The following is a 23,682-nucleotide window of genomic DNA, read 5'->3' as shown; positions in this document are numbered from 1 at the left end:
GCCGTCTAAATCAGCAAATTATGCTGCAGGAACACGTGGATAGATAGAATCAACTATGTGGCAAAGAATGTGGTCAAATGGCTAGAAAAAACATTTTCGACAGTCTGATGCGTACCGAGCCGCCCGAAACCGACGCCGCCGATCAGCGGGACTCGGGCTTCCCGAAATATGGCGCGGCGAAATCGATCTCTTCCTCGATCGACGAACTTGCCAGACAAGCATCGAAACTTGTCGAAGGCGAGACGATCGTTGAGATCGATCCTGACATGATAGACGGCTCCTTCGTCGCGGACCGCATGAAGGCTGATGACGACGCCTATCAGGAACTGCTTTCAGCGGTCCGGGAGAGGGGGCAGGACACGCCTATCCTGGTTCGCCCGCATCCTGATCAGGATGGCCGCTATATGATCGTCTTCGGCCATCGAAGGGTGAGAGTCGCCAGGGATCTCGGCCGGCCTGTACGCGCCGTCGTCAAAGCCCTGGCCGATATCGATCACATCATTGCTCAGGGGCAGGAGAATGCCGCCCGGGCCAATCTGACCTTCATTGAGCGTGTTCTATTCGCCCAGCGGCTGGAAGCGCTGGGTTACGGGCGCGAGACCATCCAGTCGGCTCTATCGGTGGATTATCAGACACTCAGCAAGATGCTGACCATTCCCAAGGCGATTCCCACTGAGATTATCGAGGCGATAGGCCCCGCGAAGGGCATCGGTCGCGATCGCTGGCTGGAACTGCGCAAGCTCATCGAGCGCCCGAAGAATACGGAAGCCGCTGCGGCATTCATAGCGGATGCGGAGTTTATGGAGGCCGATCAGGAGCTGCGCTTCGATCTCTTGTTCAGCCATCTCAGCGGCACCGGTAAAAAGCCGGTCAGGAAGGGGTTTCAGCCAAAACCCGCACGCGTCTGGGCCGCCGCTGACAAGCAGGTCACCGGAGACATCCGCAACACCGGAAAGTCCTTCAGCCTCGCGCTGAAAGCCCGGGATGCGGGCAGGTTCGGAGAATATCTGACCGAGAATCTTGACCGCTTCTATGAAGCCTTCAGGCAATCGGAAAAAACGAGGCAAACGGGAGACTAGAAACCGCAAAAGAAAAAGGCCCCCAACGACGCAGTCGTGGAAGCCCTTCTCAGATGTAAGCAGTCAGAGAATCACATTTCCACGAATCACTGTCAAGAGTCTTTAGCGTCATTTGGCGAGCGGATTTCTTTTGCCTGAACGAAGGTGAAAGAAAATGGAGATCAGTAGAGTAACGACGCCCTTTGGGCGACGGTCGATGTCGTTTGCCTTGATGGCAAGCCAGATGAAGACGCAGGACATACCCGAAGGCAAGATAACCGACAAATGGCGCATCTATCGCTGGCTTTGCGAGGCCAAAGAGGCCATCGGCGTATCCGATCGCTCGTTGGCGGTGCTGAACGCCTTGCTGACCTTTTATCCCGAGACAGAACTGTCGCAGAAGCATGGTCTCGTTGTCTTCCCGTCCAATGCTCAACTGGCACTGAGGGCGCACGGCATGGCGGATACGACGCTCCGTCGGCATCTCGCTGCCCTTGTTGATTGCGGCCTGATCATTCGTCGCGATAGCCCGAATGGCAAGAGATATGCCCGCCGGGGCAAAGGGGGCAGCGTGGATGAAGCTTTTGGCTTCTCCTTAGCGCCGTTGCTTGCGCGCACCGAAGAATTCGAAAGGGCTGCTGAAAAGGTCCGGGCGGAAATCCGTGGACTCAGACTTGCGCGTCAGCGCATCACATTGCACCGTCGGGATATTCAAAAACTCATCGAAGCAGCCCAGCGCGAAGGCTGTAGCGGCCACTGGGACGTGTTGTGGAAGCGCTTCAGGAGCATCGTCGAGACCATTCCCCGCCGTGCCGTGCTCGCCGATCTGGAGCCCATTGAGGCGCAACTGGCGGCTTTGCGGGAAGAATTGGACAAGCTGTTGGAATTCCACGTGAATGCGCGCGAAACAAGCGGCAATGAATCCCATAATGGATGGCAGCAATCTAATTCAGATACAGAAATCATAATTGAACCTGAATCGGGTTTGGGAAAAGGACTGAAGAAAAACACGGATGAAAGACTGCCAATTGCAGCCCCCCCCAGGACCTATCCCCTTGGCATGGTCCTCAGAGCCTGTCCCGAGATCGCCGACTATGCCATCGAAGGGATCAACAGTTGGCGTGATTTGATGACAACGGCCGGGCACGTCAAAGCCTATCTCGGAATTTCTCACGCGGCCTATGAAAGCGCCGCGGAGATTCTCGGGCAGGAAAATGCCGCGGTCGTCATCGCCTGCATGCTTCAGCGAGCCCAGAACATCAAATCCGCTGGCGGTTATCTACGGGCGCTCACGCAAAAGGCGAGAGCAGGGGAGTTCACGATCGGACCAATGATCATGGCAGCTTTGAAAATCAATGGAACCGCCACACAAAGGTTGGGAATTGACTGATGCGAAGGGTGCAGATCGGCGATAAGGGAAGAAAAACGGCACAATCGGGGAGAAGACCCGGCTCCACTTCCCGAAAGTGGGAGCGGTATTGGTGTAGATGGCAGCCCGTTGCACTTATCGGACATGAATGGAGGACGACAGGTGCGGCGCTTATGCCAGAGAAATCACCATAAAAGCGCCGCCACCGTAAAGGATCATGGGTGCGCTTCTGTGTCGAATTCCGTTGTCAAAACTGAATCTCCTTCACACCGCTCTTGCAGACCCCGCATGTCTTGACCCTGATCGTGAAGCTTCTGGGTCCAGTCCATGTCAGCGTCTTTGGCTCTACAATCCAGTTCTCGGTCGAACCGTCGGCGGGGAAATCAAGCGAGTTGCCATTTGCGGGCTCGATCACATGCAGCCACCAGGCGCCCTCATCGCTGTTCGCGAGCACGACGTGCTGTTCGTTTGGGCTCCAGCTCTGCCAGCGCCTAGGCCCGTATCGTCCGGCAAAGCTGTTATGGAGCTGTCCTTTCTTCTGATCCAGGACGAAGGTCTGCCAACACAGCGCCTCGGCTCCCATACCCGTGCAAGCCTGGAGGATGCGGAACCGGCCCGAAGGGGAGGGCGGAAACAGCACGACCTCTTCGGCGCCCAAGGGCTTCTGGCTGCTCCCGTCATCTTGATAGGAAGCGACAAGCGGATCGGCGAGCGTTTTCCCGTCCTGAATCAAAACACCCGTCTTGCTCAAGGAGAAGCCGCAGGCCCGCGCTGCAGGCGTTATCTCGACAAAGGTCGTATGACAGGCCGCATCCGCTTTTGACCTGGCGTGGATGCTTGAAGCGGCAAGGCCTGCGAAAAGCAGGAAAGCCGAAAACATAACGAACTTTGTTCTGTGCCTTCGAACGATGAACATGGGCTGACCTCCGGCATGCAACGATAATCATCGCATCCTGCCGAGACATCTTTAACAATTTCCACGGTGATCGCCAAACCGATGTTCACACCGTTTCGACCGCCTTGCTTCGTCCCGATGTCTTGGACAGGCAGAAAAGACTGCCGCCAATGGCGCGCGCGGTATCCAGATGCGCAGACGGATCCTTTCCTTCCGGGAGAAGCAGGAATTCGGATGTTTTGACTGGCGCGCCGCAATAGTCGAAGATGCCATGATCAATCTGCGTTCTCATGGCGTCGAAATAGCCATGCCGCGTATAGGTCCGCAAGTTTGCGCCGCCTATGGCGACGAGATGCACCGGAAGGTGCTGAAGCCTCTTGACGACCTTGGCATCCGCCTCCTCGTCATAGGCCCAGCCATTGCTGAATACGCGATCAATCCATCCCTTGAGAAGCCCCGGCATCGACCACCAGTAGACGGGATAGACCAGCACGAGCGCATCGGCCCGATCGATCCTCGCCTGCTCGGCAGTTACATCGGCGGGGAGCGGCGCCTCTTTGAGATAGGCCGCGACATCCGCTGCGTTGAAACGCGGATCGAAACCTTCCGCCGCAAGATCAGCGATCTCAAACGAGTTGCCGGGACCGGACATGGTTACTCCGTCCCCGAGATTGGCAGCGACACGATGGGTGAGCGATGCGGGATTGGGGTGAGAGACAACAATGAGCGCATGCATGAAAAAACTCCTGTGTTGGATTGCATAGAAGGGCCATGTTTTATATACTTTTAGTAAGTTACCTTTGGTATATAATCATGTCAAGCACTGCCCCTAAAAAACAGCTTCCCGATACGCAGCCGCGTCGCCGCCTATCGAGGGAGGATCGCCATCGCCAGCTTCTGGATGTCGCATGGCGGCTGGCGCGCGAGGAGGGGACGGAAGCCCTGACGTTGGGGCGGCTTGCCGAGCAGGCTGACATCACAAAGCCTGTCGTCTACGATCACTTCGGCACGCGGGCTGGGCTGCTCTTGGCCCTCTATCAGGAATTCGACGCGCGCCAGACCGCAATCATGAATGCAGCGCTTGAGGCGAGCCAACCAACCTTGCCAAGCAGGGCCGCGGTCATCGCGTCTTCTTATGTCGATTGCGTGCTGCACCAGGGCCGCGAAATACCGGGCGTGATTGCGGCGCTCGCCGGCTCGCCCGAGCTGGAAAAGACCAAGCGCCGATATGAGGCAGTATTCATCGAGAAGTGCCGGATTCTCCTGACCCCCTTTACCGGAACCGGCGCTATCAACGCCGCCGGCCTTTGGGGAATGCTCGGCGCCGCCGAAGCCCTGTCCTGCGCGGCTGCGGCCGGAGACATCACCGCAGAACAAGCAAAGGACGAACTCTTCGAAACGATCGTCGCAATGGTGGGCAGAAACGCCCGCGACTAGGATCTGATGGAAACCTTTCCTCAGGCCCGGCGTTTCGTCCGGGGTGTCTCCGGTATCGGCATCGGCTCTTCCGCAAGCGAGGCGATGCACTCCCCTGAACCATCGCTGGGCGGGATGAACATCGTTTCGCCGATGCCACGACAAGACGAACTGGACGGGCTCCAGGTCGATGGCGGCGCAGAACCGAGAGCTCATGCGCATATCCGCGGGTGCGGACTACCCCACCCACCACGGTGGCGATCATTTTGGAGCGGGCAATCAGGATTGGTGCTGCGTACATCTGGGGAAGCGTCAATGCCAGGCGACGTTTCAGTCCCTGGTTCGCCAGCGCCGTATCGGCCATACTAAACCTGTCGTTTTCAGGCAAGACCAACAGATGCAAAGACCGAGGAACGCATTGAGGTCCAGCGGCGCCTCCTCATGGAGGCGTTTTCGGGTGCGAAAAAGCTCTGCAGTTCAAAGCCGAAAGGCCGCTCAATGTGCAGCTGCGCTTCTTTCGTCGATATGGGCGCTCTGATAAACCTTTCGTGCGACAGCCGCCAGAATGAGCAATGTGACGGAGGCAACGACGCAACATACTGCGAAACCGAGCGCGAAGCCGGTTCTTGCCGTATCGAGCCAGACCGGTGTCGTCCCGCCCAAAGCCTTGGCAATCTCGACCGCTCCGGCGAGCGTGGCTGAGACTGCCGATGCCTGCGTTTCATTGAGACTGCTCAAGTCGATGCCATCCATCCTCATGCGGTATACTACCGTACCGAGACTGCCCAGCAGGGCAATACCCAGAGCACCACCGAATTCCGCGCTGGTTTCCGAAATCGCAGAGGCCGAGCCTGCACGCTCGGGTGGTGCGGTTCCGACGATCAGGCCTGTCGTGGTGAGAATGACGGGTACAAAGCCGACGCCTATGATCATGCTTGCGCCCAGCACGCCAACGAGACTTTCACCATAGGCCGCGGCCGCCATTGCCGCAGTTCCCACCGCATTGACGACCAGACCTATCAGAACGGTCCGGACCGCTCCGAAGCGGTTGGTGAAGCGATAAGCCTGAAAAGACATGACGGTGAAGACAAGCGCCGACGGGATCGACCACAAGGCTGCTTCCAAGGGTGAAAGACCAAGCACCAGCTGCAGGAACAGGTTTTGGAAAAGGAAGACACCGAACACGAAGAAGACACCGGCCAGATTGACCAAAAGCGAGGCGGTGAACGCCGGTATGCGGAAAAGGCGGAGGTCGATAAGTGGGTGCGCGAGGCTGCTTTGTCGGCGAATGAACAAAACGCCGACCAGCACGCCTGCCAATATCGGGAGCAACTGACCGGGTTCGAAGCCATAGGCTGCCATATGCTTGAAACCGTAGATGACCGGCAGGACTGTTCCAAGCGACAGCAGCACGCTCAACAGGTCGAGCTTGCCGCCTTCGTTGCTCCTGTACTCCGGCAGTAGAAACGGCGCGGCGATGAGCAGAGCCACCATAACGGGAATATTGATCAGGAAGACCGATCCCCAATGGAAATATTGCAGCAGCGCCCCACCGATCAGCGGTCCCACAAGGCCACCTAAGGCGAAAGCCGTGCCCCAGATGCCGATTGCCCGATTTCGCTCGGCTTCATTTTGAAACAGGTTGACAACAAGGGAGAGCGTTGAAGGCGCGATCGTCGCACCGGCGATGCCGAGCAATGCCCGGGAAATAATCAATTGCTGAGCGGTGCTCGAGAAGGCCGCCAATGCGGAAGCCACGCCGAAAGCAAAAGCGCCGATCAGGAGAACGCGCCTGCGCCCGATCCTGTCCCCGAGCGTGCCCATGGTGACGAGAAAACCGGCGACCATGAAACCATAGATGTCGTTTATCCAAAGAAGCTCCGACGCGGAGGGATCGAGATCGGCCACAATCGCAGGCATGGCGAGAAACAGGACTGACAAATCCATGGAATAAATGAGGCAGGCGATCGAAAGAACGCACAGACCGATCCACTCGCGTCGTCCAGCGAGGGGCGCGCTTTCTCCGGCTATTTTTTCGTGCATGAGCTTACTCCTGAATATCAATTCCGCGGGACAATATGGAATGTAGAAATTCCAGGCAACTGACATGACACCCGCATCCTGTCGATTCTCAGATTACGGGCCGGCACAGCGCCTGGAGGGTGGCGGATCGGCGGAGCCGCGTTCGTGGCTGGTCGTGAGAAATGTTGATGATGACAAAGACGAGGTCGAAGCGAAGCCTGCGAGGCCGGAAATCAGGGCACCGGATTGACCATCCTGTTTTCCCGCAGCCGCTTCGTGGCGAGCTCGACAAACGATCTGATCTTCGCGGCCGCTCTTCGCCCCTCCGGCTGGACAATATGGATCGGAAGCGGCTCTTCTTCCTGGTCGATCAGGACCGTGATGAGCTTGCCTGCAGCGATGAGAGGGGCTACCTGATAGGACAGGATCCTGGTCAGGCCCCAGCCCCGAACCGCCGCTTCAATCGCCGCTTCGTTGTTGTTGCAAATGAGCCGTGGCGTGATGCGGACGCTCGTTGTTCCCTCCCGCCCGAAGCGCCAGTCGAGCGATGACCAGGCGCTGGGGGCTGCGACAATGCGATGCGCGGCCAGATCGGCGGGGACGGTTGGCTTTCCATATCGGTGGAAATAATCAGGCGATCCGCATATGATGCGCCGCACGGCTCCCACCTTGACAGCGCTGAGGCTGGACAGCGGCAGATGGCCAATGCGAACAGCGACATCTATGCCTTCCTCGACAATATTGGTCACGCGGTCGAGGAAGAGCGAGCGCACCGTCACTGCCGGGTGAAGTTCCAGATATTCCAGCAGGATGGGCAGCACGTAAATCTGTCCGAACAGGACTGAAGCGGTGACCGTCAGCGTCCCCGATGGCCTGGAAAAGGAGCCGGCGGCATTGGCGTTCGCCTCCTGTATGTCGGAGAGAATGCGCCGGCAATCTTCAAGATAACGCTGTCCGACCTCGGTAAGCATCACGGAACGGGTCGTGCGGATGAAAAGCCGCGTGCCGATGGCAGTTTCCAGACCGGCAACAGCACGGGTGACGGCTGGCGGATTGAGATTGAGATCCCGCCCTGCCTTGGCGAAATTGCCCGTTTCCGCCACTTTCACAAAGACCTGCATAGCCTGGAAACGGTCCATTTTCGCTCCTTATGATTATTTCAACAGATGTAATAGACCATTGTGTTCTTTAGCAGTTCTCCTGATCTGTTGAAATAATGAATAGTCAGCACGGTGAATTCCTCCCCTGATGCCGCATCGGAAGGTACGAAAATGAAGCTCTATCACCATCCATTGTCCGGACATTCGCATCGTGTGCGTTTGCTTTGTTCGTTGCTCGGCATCAAGGTCGACCTCGTCGAACTCGATCTGCTCAAGGGAGCGCATAAAACGCCAGAATACCTCAGGCTCAACAGATTCGGGCAGGTGCCGCTTCTCGACGATGACGGTCTGCTCATAGCCGATTCCAATGCGATCATGGTCTATCTTGCAAAGAAGCACGGCCGGACGGATTGGCTGCCGGAAGAGCCGGCCGGCGCGGCGGCTGTCCAGCGCTGGCTTTCAGTCGCAGCCGGCCCGATTGCTTTTGGTCCTGCCGCCGCGCGCCTGATCACGGTCTTCGGAGCAAGGTTCGATCCTGATGAGGTCATCACGCGTGCCCACGCCATCCTGCAACTGATCGACATGGAATTTCAGGAGCGCAACTGGATCGCAGGCGACCGGCCGACTGTCGCCGATGTGGCACTGTACAGCTACATCGCCCGGGCTCCGGAGGGCAATGTCGATCTGTCTTCCCACGGCAATGTTCGCCGATGGCTTGATCGTGTCGAGGGACTGCCGGGATTTGTGGCGTTCCAGCAGACGCCGGTCGGCCTGGAGGCTGCCCATTCATGACGGGATGCTGATATTTGAAAGGCTATGTCATGTCCGAACTTTCATCCCACCGGCAATCTTCACCGTTCCATGCCGGCGAGATCGTGGTGCAGGAGAGCATCGGCGCCGTGGAGCGGATGGCTGAAATCGGCCGCAAGATCATCCGCGACTTTATGCCCGACCAACACCGGGAGTTCATGGCGCAGCTTCCATTCGTGCTGCTCGGCGCGGTGGACCCGCAAGGCGATGCATGGGCGACGCTTGCAACCGGCAGGCCCGGTTTCGTCGCATCTCCTGATCCGAAGCAACTCGACATCCATGCCGCGCGGCGTCCGGATGATCCCGCCGATGCGGGGCTCGAACATGGCCACAGTATCGGCCTCCTCGGGATTGAGCTTCATACAAGGCGGCGGAACCGTGTGAATGGCACGCTGCGCCGCCCCGGTCCCGACGGCTTCACTCTGGCGGTGGAGCAAAGTTTCGGAAACTGCCCGAAATATATCCGGCTTCGGGATATCAGATTCGCGGAAACCGGTGAGAACAGGCCTTCAGATGCGACCTGGATGGAACGGTTGAATGCGCGCGCGCGCGCGTTGATTTCGGCAGCCGATACATTCTTCGTTGCCAGCTATGCTGACCGGAGCAATGGCCACCGCCAGGTCGATGTTTCGCATCGCGGCGGTAAATCCGGCTTCGTCCGCATTGATGATGACGACTGGTTGACAATTCCCGATTTTGCCGGCAACCGTTACTTCAATACGCTCGGCAACATTTTGATCAACGGCAAGGCTGGCCTCCTGTTCGTGGATTTCGAAACAGGCGATCTATTGCAGCTTTCCGGCGATGCGGAGGTGAATCTCGACCCGGAAAGCGATCGATTCCAGGGAAGTGAGCGATTCTGGACATTCAAGCCGCGCAGGATGGTTTACCGCCCCGGAGCGATTGCGCTCCGATGGAACGCGGAGGAGAATGGACAATCGCCATTTTCGATGACGACAGGCTCATGGGAGGAGGCGCAGCGACTTGCCGGTCGGTGAGATCATCGACGAATTCCAACTTCCGCAATCCGTGACACTGAACGCACGGCATCGAAAGGCCCCAAATGTCGCAAGCATCCATCACTATCGAGAGCAGACCACCGCTTCCGCCATTCACCCGCGAGACCGCGATTCAGAAAGTCCGCATGGCGGAAGATGCCTGGAATACGCGCGACCCGCAGCGTGTCTCGCTGGCCTACACGTCCGACAGCCGCTGGCGCAACCGGGCGGAGTTTCCCATCGGTCGCGCCGCCATCGTCGAGTTCCTCACGCGCAAATGGTCCCGCGAGCTTGATTACCGCCTCATCAAGGAACTCTGGGCTTTCGCGGAAAACCGCATCGCTGTCCGCTTTGCCTATGAGTGGCGCGACGATGCGGGAAACTGGGTTCGCTCATACGGCAATGAAAACTGGCAATTCACTGCACAAGGGCTGATGCATCTGCGGTTCGCCAGCATTAATGATCTGCCAATCGGGGAGGCGGACAGAAAATTCCACTGGGCTGAGGGTCCGCGCCCGCAGGATCATCCGGGTCTCTCGGAGTTGGGTCTTTAACCACCGAATATCATGTCAAGCACGACAAGCACCAGTTGAGGAACGAAGATCAGCAACAGCGTGACGCTGCCGCCGCACCAAACAGCGGCATCGATTCCTGTGTATAATCGCTGATCGGGCATCGCAGGATCGAGCAGACGGTATACATCGCAGCGTCGGCTGGTGGCGGCGAGGATGAAGACTAGGCCAAATGTAGGGTCACCCGAGCTTGGCGTACCAGCGGCAAGAAGATCGGCGTCAGCAGGATGATGAGAACCGTTGCATCGATAAAGAAGCCGATCGCGAGGAAGACGAGCGCCACCAGCACGTCACGCCATGGAGATTGCCCCTCGCTCAAGACTTGTTGATCGTGTTTCTATTCCGCTCTATGTCCGGCAAAGGGCAGGGAGAGACCGAACTGCTGCGACAGTTCACGAAAGACCCGTTCGGTTTCAGGATCGATGGGAATGCCGCCGGCCTCGCGCCGATCAGCTTTCGCCCATTCGCGATCGCCCGGGGCAAGCACGCTTGCGCCAGCCCGTGCAGGCGAATTGCGCAATGTTTCGACATACCGCCGCATGCCATTCTGGAACGTCTCCCTGTCGGCAAAGGCATCGGGGCGAATCGCAAGCACAAACGCGCCCATACCGCGCGGCGTGCTCAGATCGGGCCCTGCCATCGGCGCGATGTCGAAGCTCAGCTTCATGCCGCTGAGGACGGCGCTGAGGATTTCGACGAGACCGGCAAGCCCCGAACCCTTGAAACCGAATGCGCCACCAAGTGGCGCCAGCATTTCAACGCTTTGCGGGTCGTTGGTATCCTCACCGCCTGCCGTGGAGGCGACGCCGTCGGGCAGCTTTTGCCCGATGCTTTTATAGAGCTGGACACGGTTATAGGGGATCGCGCTCGTCGCCATGTCGAGAAGCCAGGGGCGACTTTGCGGAACCGGCACGGCGCAGGCGATCGGATTGGTCCCGTGAAAACGCTGCGCGCCGTCATGCAGCCGCACGAAGCTGTCGGAATTGCAGACGGCAAGGCCAATATGGCCTGCATCGGCCGCAGCTATTGCGAATGCACCCGCCGGTCCGAAATGCGACGAGTTGCGGATCGCGACAGCCCCTATGCCGAATTGCCCGGCAAGCTGCACCGCGTGCTCCATGGCACGGTAAGCCGCAAGCGCGCCATGGCCGTCATTGGCGTCGAGTGACGCAACTGCACCGAAGGCAGCGGACAATTGCATCTGTGGACGAGGATTGACCCGGCCCTCGGTCAAAACGGTCACATAATGATGCAGCAGCCGCACGCCATGGCTGTCTATGCCGAGCCTCGAGCCGTGCAGCATCGCCCGGGTAACGGCGTCGGCTGTCGCCGCATCGGCGCCCGCCGCCAAGAGCACCGCCCGGCAGAAGTCGTTCAGAGCCACGATAGTGGCTTTCCGAGGCGTGGAATTATGCTTCATCGCATTCATAATGTCCGTCCTCCATCAACCACGAGAAGTTGTCCGGCCGTGAAAGCGGATTCGTCGCTGGCGAGGTAAACTGCGACAGCCGCCATTTCCTTCACCGTTCCGAGCCGCGGGGCGCGAATGGTCCTGAAGGCGGCGGTCACGATCGCGCGCCCATTGCCTTGTCAGCGCCCGTTACAAATGCGCACTTGCCCGAAAGTCGGTCAGACATGTTTTCAAAATTCTCCCATCAGTTTCAACAACCAAACGTCTTGTGTACACACTAATCAAAACCGGGATACGTGAGCATCTTGAAAATACCATCGCCAATGGTGGCCGGATCGTAGCGGATACGCTCGACAGACTGGAGGAAGAAATGCATGTCGCAATGCTTGGCCACTGCGGCAACCACACAGTGATGCAGGCGATCATGCTGCACCAGTCATTGCTCGTCGCCCACCATTTCTCTACCGATGGACGCCGCAGTTTTTTGAGGCGGAGCCCTTTTTGCCTGAGCACCTCTAAATCGTCGAACGGCTTGAAAATGGCAGGAACCGTGACGCCGCCAAGGCCCTCGAACACCATCTTCGTGTTTCCCGAGATCGTGCGATCGCGCGTATCGATGTCATTGCCCGTGAATTCAAGGCGGAAGACCTGCCATATCTCGAGCGCATGGGGAGTGAGAGACGCACGCCACAGCGCCAGAGTCCGGTGGGAATCGGGATAAGCCTACACCAGCGTGCACCCACGGGCCGGGCGCAAAGCGCGTGGCCCGTGGCTTGTCATATATCGGTCGAATTATGCCTCGACGCGCAGAGGACTTTCGGCATCCGCCTTGATTTCCGCAGCGCGTTCCCGCTTGTTGTGGCGGATGGATGACCATAGTGAGATGCCGATCAGCGCTGCGCCACCTAGGCCGGTGATCACCTCTGGGATATGGATCAATGTCTGGAAGTACATGACGACCGAAAGGATCAGGATCGCATAAAACGCACCATGCTCTAGGTATCGGTATTCATTGAGCGTGCCCTTTTCCACCAGCATGATCGTCATCGAGCGCACATACATTGCGCCGATACCGAGGCCGATCGCAATAATGAAGAGGTTCTGCGTCAGAGCGAACGCGCCGATGACGCCGTCAAAGGAGAAGCTGGCATCAAGCACTTCCAGATAGAGGAAGGCGCCGAAGCCGCCCTTGGCCGCCGCGCTCATCGTTTGCTGCGAGGCATCAAGCAAGCCGCCGATGATTTCGACCAGCAGGAATGTTAAAAGCCCATAGATGCCCGAGTAGACGAAGGTTTGAGCTTCGGCTGGAGGAAGCAGTGACGAGACGCCGAAAATTAGGATAAGCACAAAAGCGATCTCGATACCCTTGATGGTCGCGAAACGGGCCATCTTGCTTTCAAGCCACTCGATCCAGTGCACGTCCTTCTCATGATCGAAGAAATAGCTGAGCCCCACCATCATCAGGAAGGTGCCGCCGAAGGCAGCGATCGGCAGATGCGCCTCATGCATGATGCGGGCGTATTCCTCGGGCTTTGCCGCAGCAAGAACGATCGCATCGATGGGGCCGATACCGGCGGCGACAACGACGATCAGCAGGGGAAAGACGATGCGCATGCCGAAGACTGCGATGAGGATGCCCCATGTCAGGAAGCGTTGCTGCCAGACCGGGGTCATGTCCTTGAGCTTGTTGGCATTGACGATGGCGTTGTCGAAGGACAGCGAGATTTCAAGCACCGCGAGCACGGCGCAGATGAAGAAGACGGTGGCCATTCCACCGAGCGTGCCGCTCGACTGCCATCCGAGCCAAGCGCCGAGCACCAGCCCGGCCGCCGTGACAATGAAGGCCCATTTGAAATAACCAAGATTCATCGTTGGGTCTCCTTCGAACGAGCGACAGAAGATTCCGTATGGGAATGTGGTCTCGCAACGAAATACCGCACGGCCGAAAGGGCACATGCTTCAGGCATGAGATCAGTTTTCATAGTAGCTAATCCGCCGGCTGATTTGCTGGCGGTACCGACATCACGAGAGCGCCGTAAAACTCTCGCCAGAGGGGCCCGGCACCAATGTTCATCCCGCGTTTCGATGTCTGGAAGGCGGGAGCACTTTTTACTTAGCAGCGTCGCGCGTGACGTCAAGGGGTGTGCAGCCCGCTGCTTAGGCGCAGAACGCCATGAAACATGAAATATGGCTCGTCTCATTTTTATGGCTGCAAAAGCGCGACGAGAAGAAGCGCCGGCAGGCGCCGGCTTAAGCTCAACCTCATGAGCGCAAGGGCGAAATCGGCATGCATTAAAGTGCCGCTTTGTAGTTCGTTTGGTTCTTCCTCAATTTCTGTGGTTAACAAATGGTTAGCTGTCTGGTTGTGAGAGTTCATTGGTGTAATACAGGATTTCGTCGACCTTTTGCATCAGGGCATTACCGTCGACTGACTGGACGCCCATGAGGTCAAGGGATGGTTACACCCCCTCGCCCGCTAAAAGTCCAGATCGCCTCGCGCGGTCTCCCAACTCTTGTCGATGCGGGCCTCCTTCCGGCACGTGTCGCCAAATTCGTTCCTGCCCTCGATCGTGATCGTCCATTCCACCGCTATCGCTTTCCCTCCGAACAAAGCGACGCTGATGGACCACGTCGGCCTAACAACCCGTATCGACCCAAGAGAAATTACCGGTCTCGGGAAGCCTGTATCGATGTTCGATCCGTTTCAGGATCTCGAAACTTTCGACGCTGCGCGGCACCTTGGTGCCCTTCACCCAGCTCAACAGTGTTTTGTCGTCGAAAATCTCGCCGGAGCGGACGACAGCGCGGCGCAGGAGGTAGCCTGTGGCGGCTTTTGCCGCGGTTGAGCTGGATAAGAATGCGCCAGCGATAGTGCTCGTCGTCGATGAAGCGCAGCAGAGAAAGCGTCTTGATCAGGCCTCCCAAATCCCTGGAGCGCACGGGCCAGTTTCGTCGAGACGATCCTATGATTGCCGAGAAGATGAATCCCGCAAAAGTTAAGATGCTAGGCGCAAAAGAATCTAACCTCTCAGGCAACTACCTTAACCCTAAGTTGCTCTATAGAAAACCTGCACTCGGCATGGGAATTCCTGTAGATATTGGGGGGCGTTTTTCGTCATATCGCTTTCTTTCGCACGACGACCCATCGCGGGCTAGAAACCTTTCAACTCATGGTCCAGTCAGAGGATATGGGTCTCGATGAGCTACTACGTCACAATATCCGTAGCACGACAAAGCTCGATATTGTTGAGACCAAGCCTGACAGCGAGGTAGCGGACAAGCAGATCGTCATTTTCGACTGCCGCCGCCACTTTCCCGATCTCAACAACGCTCACCTTCCGCAACTCAGCGCTGCCTATTCCAACATCGCGCTCATTGAGCCTGAGCCCAGTAATCGGCACGACGCATTCATGATTGGATTTGCGGACTACTTAAGCTGGCCAGTTTTAGCATCGGAACTGTATGCGCGCATTTTGGCGCAATGTCGGGCCCAGTCGCTTAAAGACCCACATTATCGGTACTCGCGTGTCGTCTTGGTAGAGAGATGCTGTGCCCACATGGTCGGCAATATTGCTGAAGACATTTCAGTACGGGCGCTGGCGCAGATGTTTAACACCAATCACAACACACTGAACGCGATGTTCAAACGGGAAATGGGCCTGCCGCCCTCGGCGTGGCAACGGAAGGTGCGCCTGGAGGGTGCTGCGCGTCAATTGAGACTAACAAATACACCCGTCAGCGTGATCGCAGCAGATTTCGGCTATGATTTACCTAGCAACTTCGCGACGGCTTTCCGGCGACATTTTGGTATGACACCCCATCATTACAGAAAGACTGAACCGCGCAAAAGTTAATGTGAATGGCGCAGAAGAACATAAATGTTCACCCGAGTACCATGTACTCGAGGTTGTCTTCTGAAAGCGCAAATCCATACATTGCATGAGATCACAAATGTAATTGTCCGGAATCTTGACGAAAAACCTCATCGAAGCAAACCCGATCAACACGGAGGGGTGCCGTTGGGTGCCCGTAGAGGAACGCAAAAATGCCAAGCTACGAACTAGACATCACGTTTGACGCAGCCGGACTAAGTGCACTTAGTGCCTCGGGCCAAAGCGTTTCTATTGTCAAGCAGTCCGCAGGTGGCAAGCCCACCGCATGGATCACCTTTACACCACAAATGGCCAACAGCATCACATGGACGGAACAATATTCTGTCTATTCCTCCACAACCAACGCCCAGTCAGGAGCAGTGATTGTTACCAGCTCAGAAGCCACTGCAATTGGCGGCAGCAGCTACACCCTCAACACTGCCGGTTATTTCGACGCGGGTGCTTCTGGGGTCGTTGGCCCAACCCAGTATCAGATCGTCAATAACGATCCGAGTCTTATTATCAGTGGGACGGCGATGGTCACAGCCGGTTTGGTTCAAGGGGCCAGCGTTAACGGCACGACGGTTTCCGCCCCCATATGCGCCGCCGGCGTGCTGTATAATCAGACGGCATTGTTCACCCCGATCGAAACTATCCAGGTGTTTACGTCAAGCTATTCTAACAACGGCATCGTCATTTCGCAGGTCTCCGGCAACGCTTTGACCGTACAGTATACGACGAATACGACTGCCGGCATCACGTATAACGATCAGCAGAACCAATTTATCATGAGCTAGCAACGAATCTGCGTCGTTCAGTAAATCATATCTCCTGAACGACGCAGATGTTTCTTTTTGCAAAACTCCATCGAGAAAGGACATACAATGCCGAATCAAGTAATCCCGCGCGGGCATACTGCTAATCTTGGTACGAACACCGTGACAAACAACCTCAACGTAGTTGGTGTGGCTACGCCCTACACCATTTCGATCAATGGCGGAGCAACCGTTGCGCATGTGGCGGCAATAGGCGTTGCTGATGTCTATCCCATCAACGGTCAGAGTGTGTCAGTAACAAACACTACGGCCACGCCCGGCCCGGATAATTTGACAATAAGCTGGTAGCAGCCACGCTTGCATAGAAAAATCGTTTGCCCGGAATGACCGGTTTGGCATTTCGGGCAAACGCATTCACCACCGGAAAATGCCCCCGAAACCTCGACTTCCAACGCTTCGTCCCGGATAGCGACTATGACTGACTTTTCCCTCGAAATCCAAATTGACCAGGCGGGGTCTCAAACCATATCGAATACTGGAATGTCCGTGGCGCTTTTGCAGCCTCAAGATACGGCTGATTACCAAATTGTGGCGCTTTTAACCTCAGCAGTGGGCACTATCTACATAAGCTGGACCGATTCCATATCGGTCTATACATCGTCATATGGCTTACAAGCCTATGAAGTTTTGCAGATCAACTCTCAGGCGCCGGCATTATCCGGACAGACATTTACCTTTGATGGCAGTACTATCAATCAAACCGGTACAACCAGCCTACCTGATACCATCCAGCTTACCAACAGCTCCGACAGCACCGTCACCTCAGGATTAGCCAGAGGATTCAACATCAACGGACAATTGCAACCTCCTGCAATCACAACCGCTTCCTCGGTGTTGAATAATGGTCAAGGCAGCTTTCAAATCAACAATGAAATCATGTTGACTTTACTGGGTGGTGTCCAGCTCGGCATGGCAATTCCAAGCCAAATCATCCCCGATTTCCAGTCACAAAGTCAGCACGAGCGCAACACATCCCAAATCACAGCCCAACCGCCGCTCATCCTCGATTTCAACACGAGCAGCGCCACGCAGTTCGTACACTTCGATGATCAGAACAATATGTTCGTAGTCGGCAGCCTGCCATCTTAACGTAAGCATTCGATCGAGGAGCCGTTGAGATTTTGGGCGAAGCGCAAGAGGTTCACCTGGCTGGCCAACGAGGATGGTTTGACGACATTGGCCACGTGCAGTTTGAGCCGCTGAATCCCGATCCGTTCATCCCAAGGGACGCATTCCAGACTGTGTCCGTCGACAGCCCCTTCTGAAGAGTTTCCGAAAGTCTACGACAGGGCACGCATGCTGCCACTCGACCAAAATTGCCACCACACAAAGTGCGGAAGGCCCCAATTACGTGCCAAGCGACAGATCTGCTTCTCTACTGGGCGCAGATGTTTCGTAAGACCGTATGTCCGTTGTCTTCGCGCCTGAGGTGGCTAGCCCTACACTGGTCTTCCGAGGGTTGCTCGGACGGGCCGAAGTGGCGTCTGTGGCATGGGCGGGTCGATCGTGCGATCAGCGATCTGGGACAACTATTGGAGAGTGTGTGTTGGTCAGGGGACGCGTCCGTCCCGGCGAGGCCGCTTTCCCGCGCGCCGTCTGCCTGGCCCTGGTCGAGGGGGCGGGTCCCGCTTTGCGGTCGGCCGGCGAAATCGCCCGCCGCGCGGACGCGCTTCTCGCCACCGCGCCGAAAGTCCGCACCAAGGGCGCTGACGCCGTCATTCAAAGACTGCTCGAGGAGGACGCCGTGCCGGCATCGGCGCCCGGCAGCAATCTGTCCCGTTGGGCCGCGACGAGGCTGTTCGAACGGCTGGAGAGTTTAGGCGCCGTGCGCGAACTGTCCGGTCGATCGTCGTTTCGGATCTACGGGCTGTGACGATGGCCGGGACGAGCGCGACGCCGCAGCCACGCCGCAGCACTAAAAAGATTCCCCAGGACGATGTCCTGTATGACCGGGAACTGGAGGACCTGCCGCCGGAACTGCGCTGGCGGGAATGGATGCTGCGGGTCGAGGCGGTGATCTTTGCTTGCGATCAACCGGTCCCCCCGCGAGACGCTGGCGCGGGTCGTCGGTCGCGATTGCAGCATCGACCTGTTGATTGACGATCTTCAGGAGGAACTCAGTTCCCGGCCCTACGAACTGGTTTCTGTCGCCGGCGGCTGGCAGCATCGGACGCGGGGTGCGGTTTGGCGAGACCATTCGCGCATCCACTGCGCCGACCCGCTTGGCCGCCGCGGCGCTGTCCGAATTCGAGGCGATGGTGCTGATGGCGGTGGGATATTTCGAGCCGGTGACCCGCGGCGAGCTATCAAAAATCTTCGGTAAGGAAGTGAGCCGCGACACGATAGGCGCATTGCGCGGCGCTGGCTTTATAGGCTCCGGACCGCGCAGCCCGACGCCGGGTGCGCCCTATACCTATGTGACGACCAAGCACTTTCTCGCCTCCTTCGGCATGGAGACGCTGCGCGATCTGCCGGACATCGAGGCGCTGGAGGATGCGGGGCTGTTGAGAAAACATGCTGAGCAAGGCGACGTCAGCCTTGTCGAGGAACGAGCGGACGCAGAAGCGATTTCCACTGAATAGGGAGTTGTGTTTCGGCGTCACGATCTGACTAGGTACACCGAAGCGCCTGGTGAACTGCAGAACGCCGCGGCGCTATTGCGCTCGAGCGTGTCGAACGCTCCACGAGGCTGGAAAGTGCCCACAATGCCAAACAGCCTTGCGGTTTTCCCGAGTATATCGTCGTGGGAGGTTCCCCGCGGGCGGCGCGGCGGATCGTGGCGGAACTCGACGTCACGGAGACGACGGGATGGGGAGTTTCCGGGCGTGGTCTATTATATGACCATACTTTTCCTGTCTTCATCATCCGCGTTAGTGTTCTAGGAAGAGTTGTGTTCTATTGACACTCGAGCATGTTCGGGGATGGGGACAAAGTTGGAGATAAGGCAAGATGCGTGGACCGTAGGCAAGCTCTTTGGCAAGCGCGGTCAGATCAATTTGAACCCTCAGTGGCAGAGGGGGCCAGCATGGAAGCAGTCGCGGCAGGTTTTGCTAATCGATTCCATTCTGAGATTCCGAAGGTCTACCTTCGCGAAAGGAAGGGAGATGCGGTCTATTCACATGATGCAGTGGATGGGCAGCAACGTCTTCGCGCGATCTGGGAATTCCGAGCGGGTGCCTTGACGCTCGACTATGCAGAGCGACTTCCGGATATCGGCAGTCTCCCGATCTTCGGCCTTAAATATGATCAGCTCGATCAGGCGCTGCGAGACCGTTTCGATAACTTCGAAGTGAGCATTGGCGAGATTCTAAACGCGACCAACGATGATATTTCCGCATTGTTCGCACGCCTGCAAATGGGCGTTCCGCTGAACCCCGCCGAGCTCAGGAATGCACAGCTGCGGCCGCTGAACCGAATAATGGCCTCGATCGCCGAGTCGCATGAGTTTTTTCAAAACAGCAGGATATCTCCGAGCCGCTCGAAACATCTAGATTATCTCACCCACGGCTTTGCGGTTTTGGCGCATGGGTCCAATCGAGATATCAAAGCGCCCGACCTGCAACGGTTGATCGCCCGGTTTGGACCCAACGACACCGATGCGATCTTGGAACTTGCCTCCCGGGCAGGCGACGTCCTTAATGTCTTGGACGATGTCAACAAAGAGTTGAATTTCCGCATTACCCAGAAATGGATTTTCGTGGATCTGTTCTGGCTCATTTCGCAAAGGCATGACGCCGGCGCTAAAGTCGATGCCGTAAAACTCGCAGCCTCCTACCGGCATTTCGACCAACTGCGCACGGCGCACAACGCGGCGCCGGAAACGCTTATCGCTGGAGGAGGGACCACCTCGCGGTTGAACTGGCATCTCTACGACTATATCGTCGCTTTCAAGAGCCAAGGCGGCGTTAAAGAGAACCTGAAAGTCCGCAATGAAGCACTTCGTGCTTTTTGCCCGGACATTGACGCGAGGACCTAATGGCTTTCGATCAGGGCAGAATATCCGGTTCCGGCTCGGGTCTTGGTTCCGGGCCGCTCGAACCGCACCGATGACTGCGAGGTTGTTCGCTTCGGTGGCGCCCGACGTGAAGGTGATCTCGTGCGACGATGCGCCGATTAGATCTGCCACGAATTCGCGACCATTGGCGATCGTACGCGCTGCCGTTTCACCGGAGATGTTGCGAGCCAGCGTTACCGGGTTGTGTCCAAACTGCAATCATTGCATCGCGCGCTTCTGGCGCAAGGGGCAGGGTGGCGAAACCATCGAGATAGATTGGATGCATGATCTGAAATTCCGCCCGCTATAAAACGAGGAGCTGGTTTCTTAACGTTGCTGCCAGGGTTTTAGGGAAGCCTCGTTATTTCCGGTTTGGACCCTCCCTGCCACTCGAGTCGCCATATTGCTCCTTGCCGCAGATTTTGGACGAGCGAGGGGTGAAAAGCCACGAGGCAGGTGCCACCCGTCGATCTCACGGAAGGATAGATCAGCCCTGGGCTGTCTTTTTCCGTACGAAGCCACTTGGCAAGAGCTTGCCCTGCTGGGTAGGCGACCGCGGGGTCGGCGCTCAGGCTAGGGTCAGCGGCAAATTTCCCGCCCCGCAGATCATGAAATTGACCCACGAAGTCGGCGATCAATTCCGCGTAGTCTGTTACGTTTTCAAAACGGTTGATCGCTTCAAGTTCCCGGGTCAGGTGGAAGGATACTTCAGCCAAGGCAGTCTCAGCTTGGAGGGCGCAGTACCACGCGCCACGTTCATCATCATTGAACCGGTTTCCGCCCGGGCGAGTGTACGTGAACGCCGCGTTGATGAAAGTGTGGCCCGGCCTCCCGAAGACGAGCTCCTTGGGATCAAGATCCAACAAGCCGCCTTCCTGCCCTTGAAGGCGGCCGCTGGTCGCACGCTCTAATTCAGCCAGATCATCCAATGCACCTTGGTTCGGAGCAAGAGCCAGCAATATTGGTCCCTTGAGCCGAGCGGTGGATATAAGACGGACAGTGTCTCGCTGAAAAATGTCGGCGCGGATGGGCTCGATCAAAGGCCACCTCGCAACGCATCAATATGACGCCTTACGAGCAGAAGCTTCGGGATGCCACCCTCAATCATAACGTCAATTGGCCGTCGCCCGTCGAAAAGCGGTCCCTTGTTTGGAAGCTTCACCCATTCGTCGGCAAGCGGTTCAGAGAAAAGCAGTCGCAAGCCTTTGAAAATCCCGACCAAGGCGCTGATCCTTGTGAGGGTATCCTGAGACAGGCTTCCGCTCCATTCTCCCTTTTTCATTCGGAACCAGGTTCGTTCCGAGACATCACCCAATAAAGCGCATACCTCTACGCTGGTGAGGCGCCAAATCTCGGCCAACCGAACAACTCCGGATACAGCTGCTGAGGTCAGCCGCTCACGCGCGCTCTCGTCCCCAAGGTTGACGGGCGACTGCGGAATTCCATTGTCACGAACTGCGTGTGCTACGACCATGATAGCCTCCATCTGACAGTGAATATACTGCCAAATGGCAGAATTTCAAGACCCCAGGCTCCGATACCTCCGAGGGCGTTACCGAAACTACAAGGCGTTGAACTCCGCCGCGACGGCCGCCCGTCGCGTATCATCTCGGAGAACTTGCTCGACTTCGGTCGCCGCGTAATCCGCGCTCTGCAATCGGAAGAACCGCATAAAAAGCGTGAGCGTCCGGTGAGCAGTTTTTGCTGATCGAGGAAATCAGGCGATGTTCTGGCATTAGAACCAGCATTAGTGCTGACATTAATACCAGAACAAAGAGGTTTCATGGCTCGCATAGAGATCATGTCCGGTACCGAGCGCAGGCGGCGCTGGTCGGACGAGGCGAAGCTCAGGATATTGGCGGAAGCTGATGAACCCGGTGCTCGCATTGGTGAAGTGGCTCGCCGGCATGACATTCATCCGGGCCAGATCCGCTTGTGGCGGCATTCATTCGGCTATGTGATCGACCGACGACCTTCCTTCCAGTGGAGATTACCGAGGAGGTGGGGGTGAGCCAGGCGCCGACCACGCTATCGAGGTCAACGCTTATCGAGATCCTGCTGCGAAACGGTCGGTGCTTGAAGGTGCCGATTGACGTTGAGTTGAAGCTGCTTGCCTCGCTGGTCGCTTGCGTGGAGGCGGCATGATCGGGCCATCGGGGAATGTGCGGGTCTATTTGGCCTGTGGGGTGACCGATATGCGGCGTGGCATTGATGGCCTATCGGCGCTGGTCGAAACGGTCGTGATGGAGGCGCCGGGCTCGGGCGCGATCTTCGGCTTCCGCGGAAAGCGCGCTGACCGGATTAAGCTTCTCTGGTGGGACGGTCAGGGGTTCTGCCTGTTCTACAAGATTTTGGAGCGCGGATACTTTCCGTGGCCGACGGCGAAAGAGGGCGTAGCGCACCTGACGCAGGCGCAGCTTTCGATGCTCGTTGAGGGGATCGATTGGCGACGCCCGGCATGGACTTCTGCTCCCGGTCGAACGGGATAAAAGCTATATTTTGCAGGGACATCCGAGGCATAATGCTGGCGCGTCAGGGGCAAATCGGCTAGATTTTCGGGTATGGAAACAGCGCCGCTGGACAGTCAGGACGAGCTCACTGCTTTGCGCGCACTCGTCGCCGAGCAGGCGACGAAGCTTGAGAGCCAGGAAGCCGAGGTCATCAAGCGTGACTCCATAATCGGGCTTCGTCGCGCGCAACTGGAGCTGCTCCGACATCGGCAGCATGGCGCCTCTTCGGAAAAGATCGACCGGAAGATAGAGCAGTTCGAACTGATGCTGGAGGAGATCGAGGCCTCTCGTGCCGAGGCTGAACTGCGCTTAGGGAAAACTCCTCTGCCGGAGTTGGACGACGCATCCGAGAAGCCGAAGCGCAAGTCTCTGCCCGATGGTCTCGCCACCGAAGAACTGGTTTATGCGGCTCCCTGCAATTGCCCGACCTGCGGTAGCACCTCGTTCCTGAAGGCGGCTGACAGGGTGGTCCAGGTGTTGGAGCACGTGCCGGCGTCGGTCAAGATTGTCCGGCATGTCGAAAAGCGCATGATCTGCAAGGAATGCGATACGACAGTAGCTGGCGAGATGCCGACCTTGCCGATCGAGCGCGGCAAACCCGGGCCCGGACTGCTCGCGCATATCATGATCGCCAAATTCGACGATCACATTCCTCTCTACCGCCTGTCCGAGATGTACGACCGGTTGGGGATAGACATCTCCAGATCCGTAATGGCCGACTGGGTCGGCCGGGTGTCCGCATTGCTGACACCACTTGTCCTGTTGATCAGGGCCCATATCGCTTCAAGTCATCGTTGAGAACAATCGCCGGGCTGAGGC

The 23,682-nt window shown here is 57.3% G+C and carries 25 protein-coding genes and 5 pseudogenes; 17 read left to right on the top strand and 13 right to left on the bottom strand.

The window, feature by feature from the left end; all coding sequences use genetic code 11:
- The first annotated feature begins 77 nt into the window (after positions 1 to 77).
- Both repB and repC read left to right on the top strand, forming a co-directional pair.
- Positions 78 to 1,079: a plasmid partitioning protein RepB gene (repB, locus tag DUT91_RS17180; protein ID WP_114441733.1), complete on the top strand. Its 1,002-nt coding sequence runs from the start codon at positions 78 to 80 to the stop codon at positions 1,077 to 1,079.
- A 154-nt stretch (positions 1,080 to 1,233) separates the two neighbouring features.
- The gene (gene repC / locus DUT91_RS17175; protein ID WP_114441732.1) at positions 1,234 to 2,448 is read left to right on the top strand and encodes a plasmid replication protein RepC; all 1,215 of its coding nucleotides are present in this window, start codon (positions 1,234 to 1,236) and stop codon (positions 2,446 to 2,448) included.
- A gap of 226 nt (positions 2,449 to 2,674) precedes the next feature.
- On the opposite strand, the gene DUT91_RS17170 is transcribed toward repC, so the two are convergent.
- Positions 2,675 to 3,343, bottom strand: coding sequence for a hypothetical protein (locus DUT91_RS17170; RefSeq protein WP_114441731.1), 669 nt, complete (start codon positions 3,341 to 3,343; stop codon positions 2,675 to 2,677).
- A gap of 85 nt (positions 3,344 to 3,428) precedes the next feature.
- On the bottom strand, positions 3,429 to 4,058 hold the full coding sequence (locus tag DUT91_RS17165) for an NAD(P)H-dependent oxidoreductase (RefSeq protein WP_114441730.1): 630 nt from the start codon (positions 4,056 to 4,058) through the stop codon (positions 3,429 to 3,431).
- A gap of 77 nt (positions 4,059 to 4,135) precedes the next feature.
- Between DUT91_RS17165 and DUT91_RS17160 the strand changes: the two genes are divergently transcribed.
- A complete protein-coding gene (locus tag DUT91_RS17160) occupies positions 4,136 to 4,759 on the top strand; it encodes a TetR/AcrR family transcriptional regulator (RefSeq protein ID WP_114441864.1) in 624 nt (207 codons plus the stop codon).
- A gap of 474 nt (positions 4,760 to 5,233) precedes the next feature.
- Here DUT91_RS17160 and DUT91_RS17155 read toward each other — a convergent pair whose 3' ends face one another.
- On the bottom strand, positions 5,234 to 6,781 hold the full coding sequence (locus tag DUT91_RS17155) for an MFS transporter (RefSeq protein WP_114441729.1): 1,548 nt from the start codon (positions 6,779 to 6,781) through the stop codon (positions 5,234 to 5,236).
- A gap of 212 nt (positions 6,782 to 6,993) precedes the next feature.
- Complete coding sequence (locus DUT91_RS17150) at positions 6,994 to 7,899, bottom strand: LysR family transcriptional regulator (protein WP_114441728.1); 906 nt, start codon at positions 7,897 to 7,899, stop codon at positions 6,994 to 6,996.
- Between the two features lie 132 nt (positions 7,900 to 8,031).
- Here DUT91_RS17150 and DUT91_RS17145 point away from each other — a divergent pair, with 132 nt between their 5' ends.
- The 3 genes from DUT91_RS17145 to DUT91_RS17135 all read left to right on the top strand — a co-directional run bounded on the left by DUT91_RS17145 (position 8,032) and on the right by DUT91_RS17135 (position 10,222).
- A complete protein-coding gene (locus DUT91_RS17145) occupies positions 8,032 to 8,652 on the top strand; it encodes a glutathione S-transferase family protein (RefSeq protein ID WP_114441727.1) in 621 nt (206 codons plus the stop codon).
- Between the two features lie 29 nt (positions 8,653 to 8,681).
- Positions 8,682 to 9,668 carry a pyridoxamine 5'-phosphate oxidase family protein gene (locus tag DUT91_RS17140; RefSeq protein WP_114441726.1) on the top strand — a complete coding sequence of 329 codons (987 nt, stop codon included), beginning with the start codon at positions 8,682 to 8,684 and terminating at the stop codon, positions 9,666 to 9,668.
- Positions 9,669 to 9,733: 65 nt separating this feature from the next.
- Positions 9,734 to 10,222 (top strand): nuclear transport factor 2 family protein, encoded by a 489-nt coding sequence (locus tag DUT91_RS17135; RefSeq protein ID WP_114441725.1) that lies wholly within the window; start codon positions 9,734 to 9,736, stop codon positions 10,220 to 10,222.
- 181 nt (positions 10,223 to 10,403) lie between these two features.
- Here DUT91_RS17135 and DUT91_RS17130 read toward each other — a convergent pair whose 3' ends face one another.
- The 5 genes and pseudogenes from DUT91_RS17130 to DUT91_RS17115 all read right to left on the bottom strand — a co-directional run bounded on the left by DUT91_RS17130 (position 10,404) and on the right by DUT91_RS17115 (position 13,520).
- On the bottom strand, positions 10,404 to 10,559 hold the full coding sequence (locus tag DUT91_RS17130; protein ID WP_114441724.1) for a TRAP transporter large permease subunit: 156 nt from the start codon (positions 10,557 to 10,559) through the stop codon (positions 10,404 to 10,406).
- A gap of 18 nt (positions 10,560 to 10,577) precedes the next feature.
- Complete coding sequence (locus DUT91_RS17125) at positions 10,578 to 11,660, bottom strand: Ldh family oxidoreductase (RefSeq protein ID WP_114441863.1); 1,083 nt, start codon at positions 11,658 to 11,660, stop codon at positions 10,578 to 10,580.
- A 5-nt stretch (positions 11,661 to 11,665) separates the two neighbouring features.
- Positions 11,666 to 11,791 (bottom strand): annotated as a pseudogene (locus DUT91_RS17120) (SDR family oxidoreductase); the annotation flags it as partial.
- Positions 11,792 to 11,840: 49 nt separating this feature from the next.
- Positions 11,841 to 12,230 carry a hypothetical protein gene (locus tag DUT91_RS25555; RefSeq protein ID WP_147272202.1) on the bottom strand — a complete coding sequence of 130 codons (390 nt, stop codon included), beginning with the start codon at positions 12,228 to 12,230 and terminating at the stop codon, positions 11,841 to 11,843.
- A gap of 213 nt (positions 12,231 to 12,443) precedes the next feature.
- Entirely contained in the window at positions 12,444 to 13,520 is a 1,077-nt protein-coding gene (locus tag DUT91_RS17115; RefSeq protein ID WP_114441722.1) for a DUF475 domain-containing protein, read from the bottom strand.
- Positions 13,521 to 14,272: 752 nt separating this feature from the next.
- On the opposite strand from DUT91_RS17115, the gene DUT91_RS26675 reads away from it, so the two are divergent.
- Positions 14,273 to 14,497 carry a hypothetical protein gene (locus DUT91_RS26675; protein WP_245419786.1) on the top strand — a complete coding sequence of 75 codons (225 nt, stop codon included), beginning with the start codon at positions 14,273 to 14,275 and terminating at the stop codon, positions 14,495 to 14,497.
- 25 nt (positions 14,498 to 14,522) lie between these two features.
- Here the strand turns inward: DUT91_RS26675 and DUT91_RS27470 are convergent.
- Positions 14,523 to 14,591: pseudogene (locus DUT91_RS27470) on the bottom strand (hypothetical protein); the annotation flags it as partial.
- Positions 14,592 to 14,821: 230 nt separating this feature from the next.
- Between DUT91_RS27470 and DUT91_RS17105 the strand changes: the two are divergent.
- The 7 genes and pseudogenes from DUT91_RS17105 (at position 14,822) to DUT91_RS26665 (ending at position 20,335) form a co-directional block, all read left to right on the top strand.
- Complete coding sequence (locus DUT91_RS17105; RefSeq protein WP_147272201.1) at positions 14,822 to 15,505, top strand: helix-turn-helix transcriptional regulator; 684 nt, start codon at positions 14,822 to 14,824, stop codon at positions 15,503 to 15,505.
- A 191-nt stretch (positions 15,506 to 15,696) separates the two neighbouring features.
- On the top strand, positions 15,697 to 16,320 hold the full coding sequence (locus DUT91_RS17100) for a hypothetical protein (protein ID WP_114441719.1): 624 nt from the start codon (positions 15,697 to 15,699) through the stop codon (positions 16,318 to 16,320).
- A gap of 87 nt (positions 16,321 to 16,407) precedes the next feature.
- Positions 16,408 to 16,647, top strand: coding sequence for a hypothetical protein (locus DUT91_RS25840; protein WP_160113671.1), 240 nt, complete (start codon positions 16,408 to 16,410; stop codon positions 16,645 to 16,647).
- 126 nt (positions 16,648 to 16,773) lie between these two features.
- Entirely contained in the window at positions 16,774 to 17,448 is a 675-nt protein-coding gene (locus DUT91_RS17095) for a hypothetical protein (protein WP_114441718.1), read from the top strand.
- A gap of 463 nt (positions 17,449 to 17,911) precedes the next feature.
- Positions 17,912 to 18,232 (top strand): annotated as a pseudogene (locus tag DUT91_RS17090) (DUF1403 family protein); the annotation flags it as partial.
- 2 nt (positions 18,233 to 18,234) lie between these two features.
- A pseudogene (gene scpB, locus DUT91_RS17085) lies at positions 18,235 to 18,941 on the top strand (SMC-Scp complex subunit ScpB).
- A 443-nt stretch (positions 18,942 to 19,384) separates the two neighbouring features.
- Positions 19,385 to 20,335 carry a DUF262 domain-containing protein gene (locus tag DUT91_RS26665; RefSeq protein ID WP_245419785.1) on the top strand — a complete coding sequence of 317 codons (951 nt, stop codon included), beginning with the start codon at positions 19,385 to 19,387 and terminating at the stop codon, positions 20,333 to 20,335.
- A 365-nt stretch (positions 20,336 to 20,700) separates the two neighbouring features.
- Here the strand turns inward: DUT91_RS26665 and DUT91_RS17070 are convergent, their stop codons facing one another.
- From DUT91_RS17070 to DUT91_RS26650, 3 genes are all read right to left on the bottom strand, one after another.
- Complete coding sequence (locus DUT91_RS17070; protein WP_114441715.1) at positions 20,701 to 21,393, bottom strand: RES family NAD+ phosphorylase; 693 nt, start codon at positions 21,391 to 21,393, stop codon at positions 20,701 to 20,703.
- The gene (locus DUT91_RS26655) at positions 21,390 to 21,827 is read right to left on the bottom strand and encodes an MbcA/ParS/Xre antitoxin family protein (RefSeq protein ID WP_233470353.1); all 438 of its coding nucleotides are present in this window, start codon (positions 21,825 to 21,827) and stop codon (positions 21,390 to 21,392) included. Before DUT91_RS26655 ends, DUT91_RS17070 begins: the two co-directional genes overlap by 4 nt.
- Before the next feature lie 285 nt (positions 21,828 to 22,112).
- Positions 22,113 to 22,262, bottom strand: coding sequence for a hypothetical protein (locus DUT91_RS26650; RefSeq protein WP_245419773.1), 150 nt, complete (start codon positions 22,260 to 22,262; stop codon positions 22,113 to 22,115).
- On the opposite strand from DUT91_RS26650, the gene DUT91_RS27465 reads away from it, so the two are divergent.
- The 3 genes and pseudogenes from DUT91_RS27465 to DUT91_RS17050 all read left to right on the top strand — a co-directional run.
- Positions 22,209 to 22,364 carry a transposase gene (locus tag DUT91_RS27465; RefSeq protein WP_425373811.1) on the top strand — a complete coding sequence of 52 codons (156 nt, stop codon included), beginning with the start codon at positions 22,209 to 22,211 and terminating at the stop codon, positions 22,362 to 22,364. The genes DUT91_RS26650 and DUT91_RS27465 overlap by 54 nt on opposite strands.
- 130 nt (positions 22,365 to 22,494) lie before the next feature.
- Positions 22,495 to 22,842, top strand: a complete 348-nt coding sequence (tnpB, locus tag DUT91_RS17055) for an IS66 family insertion sequence element accessory protein TnpB (RefSeq protein WP_114441713.1) — start codon at positions 22,495 to 22,497, stop codon at positions 22,840 to 22,842.
- A 72-nt stretch (positions 22,843 to 22,914) separates the two neighbouring features.
- Positions 22,915 to 23,658, top strand: a pseudogene (locus tag DUT91_RS17050) (IS66 family transposase); the annotation flags it as partial.
- Positions 23,659 to 23,682: the final 24 nt, after the last annotated feature.

Origin of the sequence: Paramesorhizobium salinisoli (assembly GCF_003335045.1) — a bacterium.
GTDB lineage: Bacteria > Pseudomonadota > Alphaproteobacteria > Rhizobiales > Rhizobiaceae > Paramesorhizobium > Paramesorhizobium salinisoli.
This window is presented reverse-complemented; position numbering and strand designations above follow the sequence as displayed.

Excerpts from the sequence above, each read along its gene's own strand:
- DUT91_RS26675 (WP_245419786.1), top strand. The coding sequence starts at position 14,273 with ATGGACCACGTCGGCCTAACAACCCGTATCGACCCAAGAGAAATTACC.
- DUT91_RS17155 (WP_114441729.1), bottom strand. The coding sequence starts at position 6,781 with ATGCACGAAAAAATAGCCGGAGAAAGCGCGCCCCTCGCTGGACGACGC.
- DUT91_RS17150 (WP_114441728.1), bottom strand. The coding sequence starts at position 7,899 with ATGGACCGTTTCCAGGCTATGCAGGTCTTTGTGAAAGTGGCGGAAACG.
- DUT91_RS25555 (WP_147272202.1), bottom strand. The coding sequence starts at position 12,230 with ATGGTGTTCGAGGGCCTTGGCGGCGTCACGGTTCCTGCCATTTTCAAG.
- DUT91_RS17135 (WP_114441725.1), top strand. The coding sequence starts at position 9,734 with ATGTCGCAAGCATCCATCACTATCGAGAGCAGACCACCGCTTCCGCCA.
- DUT91_RS17125 (WP_114441863.1), bottom strand. The coding sequence starts at position 11,660 with ATGAAGCATAATTCCACGCCTCGGAAAGCCACTATCGTGGCTCTGAAC.
- repC (WP_114441732.1), top strand. The coding sequence starts at position 1,234 with ATGGAGATCAGTAGAGTAACGACGCCCTTTGGGCGACGGTCGATGTCG.
- DUT91_RS26650 (WP_245419773.1), bottom strand. The coding sequence starts at position 22,262 with ATGCCGGCGAGCCACTTCACCAATGCGAGCACCGGGTTCATCAGCTTC.
- DUT91_RS17115 (WP_114441722.1), bottom strand. The coding sequence starts at position 13,520 with ATGAATCTTGGTTATTTCAAATGGGCCTTCATTGTCACGGCGGCCGGG.
- DUT91_RS25840 (WP_160113671.1), top strand. The coding sequence starts at position 16,408 with ATGCCGAATCAAGTAATCCCGCGCGGGCATACTGCTAATCTTGGTACG.
- DUT91_RS26665 (WP_245419785.1), top strand. The coding sequence starts at position 19,385 with ATGGAAGCAGTCGCGGCAGGTTTTGCTAATCGATTCCATTCTGAGATT.
- DUT91_RS17140 (WP_114441726.1), top strand. The coding sequence starts at position 8,682 with ATGTCCGAACTTTCATCCCACCGGCAATCTTCACCGTTCCATGCCGGC.
- repB (WP_114441733.1), top strand. The coding sequence starts at position 78 with ATGGCTAGAAAAAACATTTTCGACAGTCTGATGCGTACCGAGCCGCCC.
- DUT91_RS17145 (WP_114441727.1), top strand. The coding sequence starts at position 8,032 with ATGAAGCTCTATCACCATCCATTGTCCGGACATTCGCATCGTGTGCGT.
- tnpB (WP_114441713.1), top strand. The coding sequence starts at position 22,495 with ATGATCGGGCCATCGGGGAATGTGCGGGTCTATTTGGCCTGTGGGGTG.
- DUT91_RS17100 (WP_114441719.1), top strand. The coding sequence starts at position 15,697 with ATGCCAAGCTACGAACTAGACATCACGTTTGACGCAGCCGGACTAAGT.
- DUT91_RS26655 (WP_233470353.1), bottom strand. The coding sequence starts at position 21,827 with ATGGTCGTAGCACACGCAGTTCGTGACAATGGAATTCCGCAGTCGCCC.
- DUT91_RS17160 (WP_114441864.1), top strand. The coding sequence starts at position 4,136 with ATGTCAAGCACTGCCCCTAAAAAACAGCTTCCCGATACGCAGCCGCGT.
- DUT91_RS17165 (WP_114441730.1), bottom strand. The coding sequence starts at position 4,058 with ATGCATGCGCTCATTGTTGTCTCTCACCCCAATCCCGCATCGCTCACC.
- DUT91_RS17105 (WP_147272201.1), top strand. The coding sequence starts at position 14,822 with ATGGTCCAGTCAGAGGATATGGGTCTCGATGAGCTACTACGTCACAAT.
- DUT91_RS17170 (WP_114441731.1), bottom strand. The coding sequence starts at position 3,343 with ATGTTCATCGTTCGAAGGCACAGAACAAAGTTCGTTATGTTTTCGGCT.
- DUT91_RS17095 (WP_114441718.1), top strand. The coding sequence starts at position 16,774 with ATGACTGACTTTTCCCTCGAAATCCAAATTGACCAGGCGGGGTCTCAA.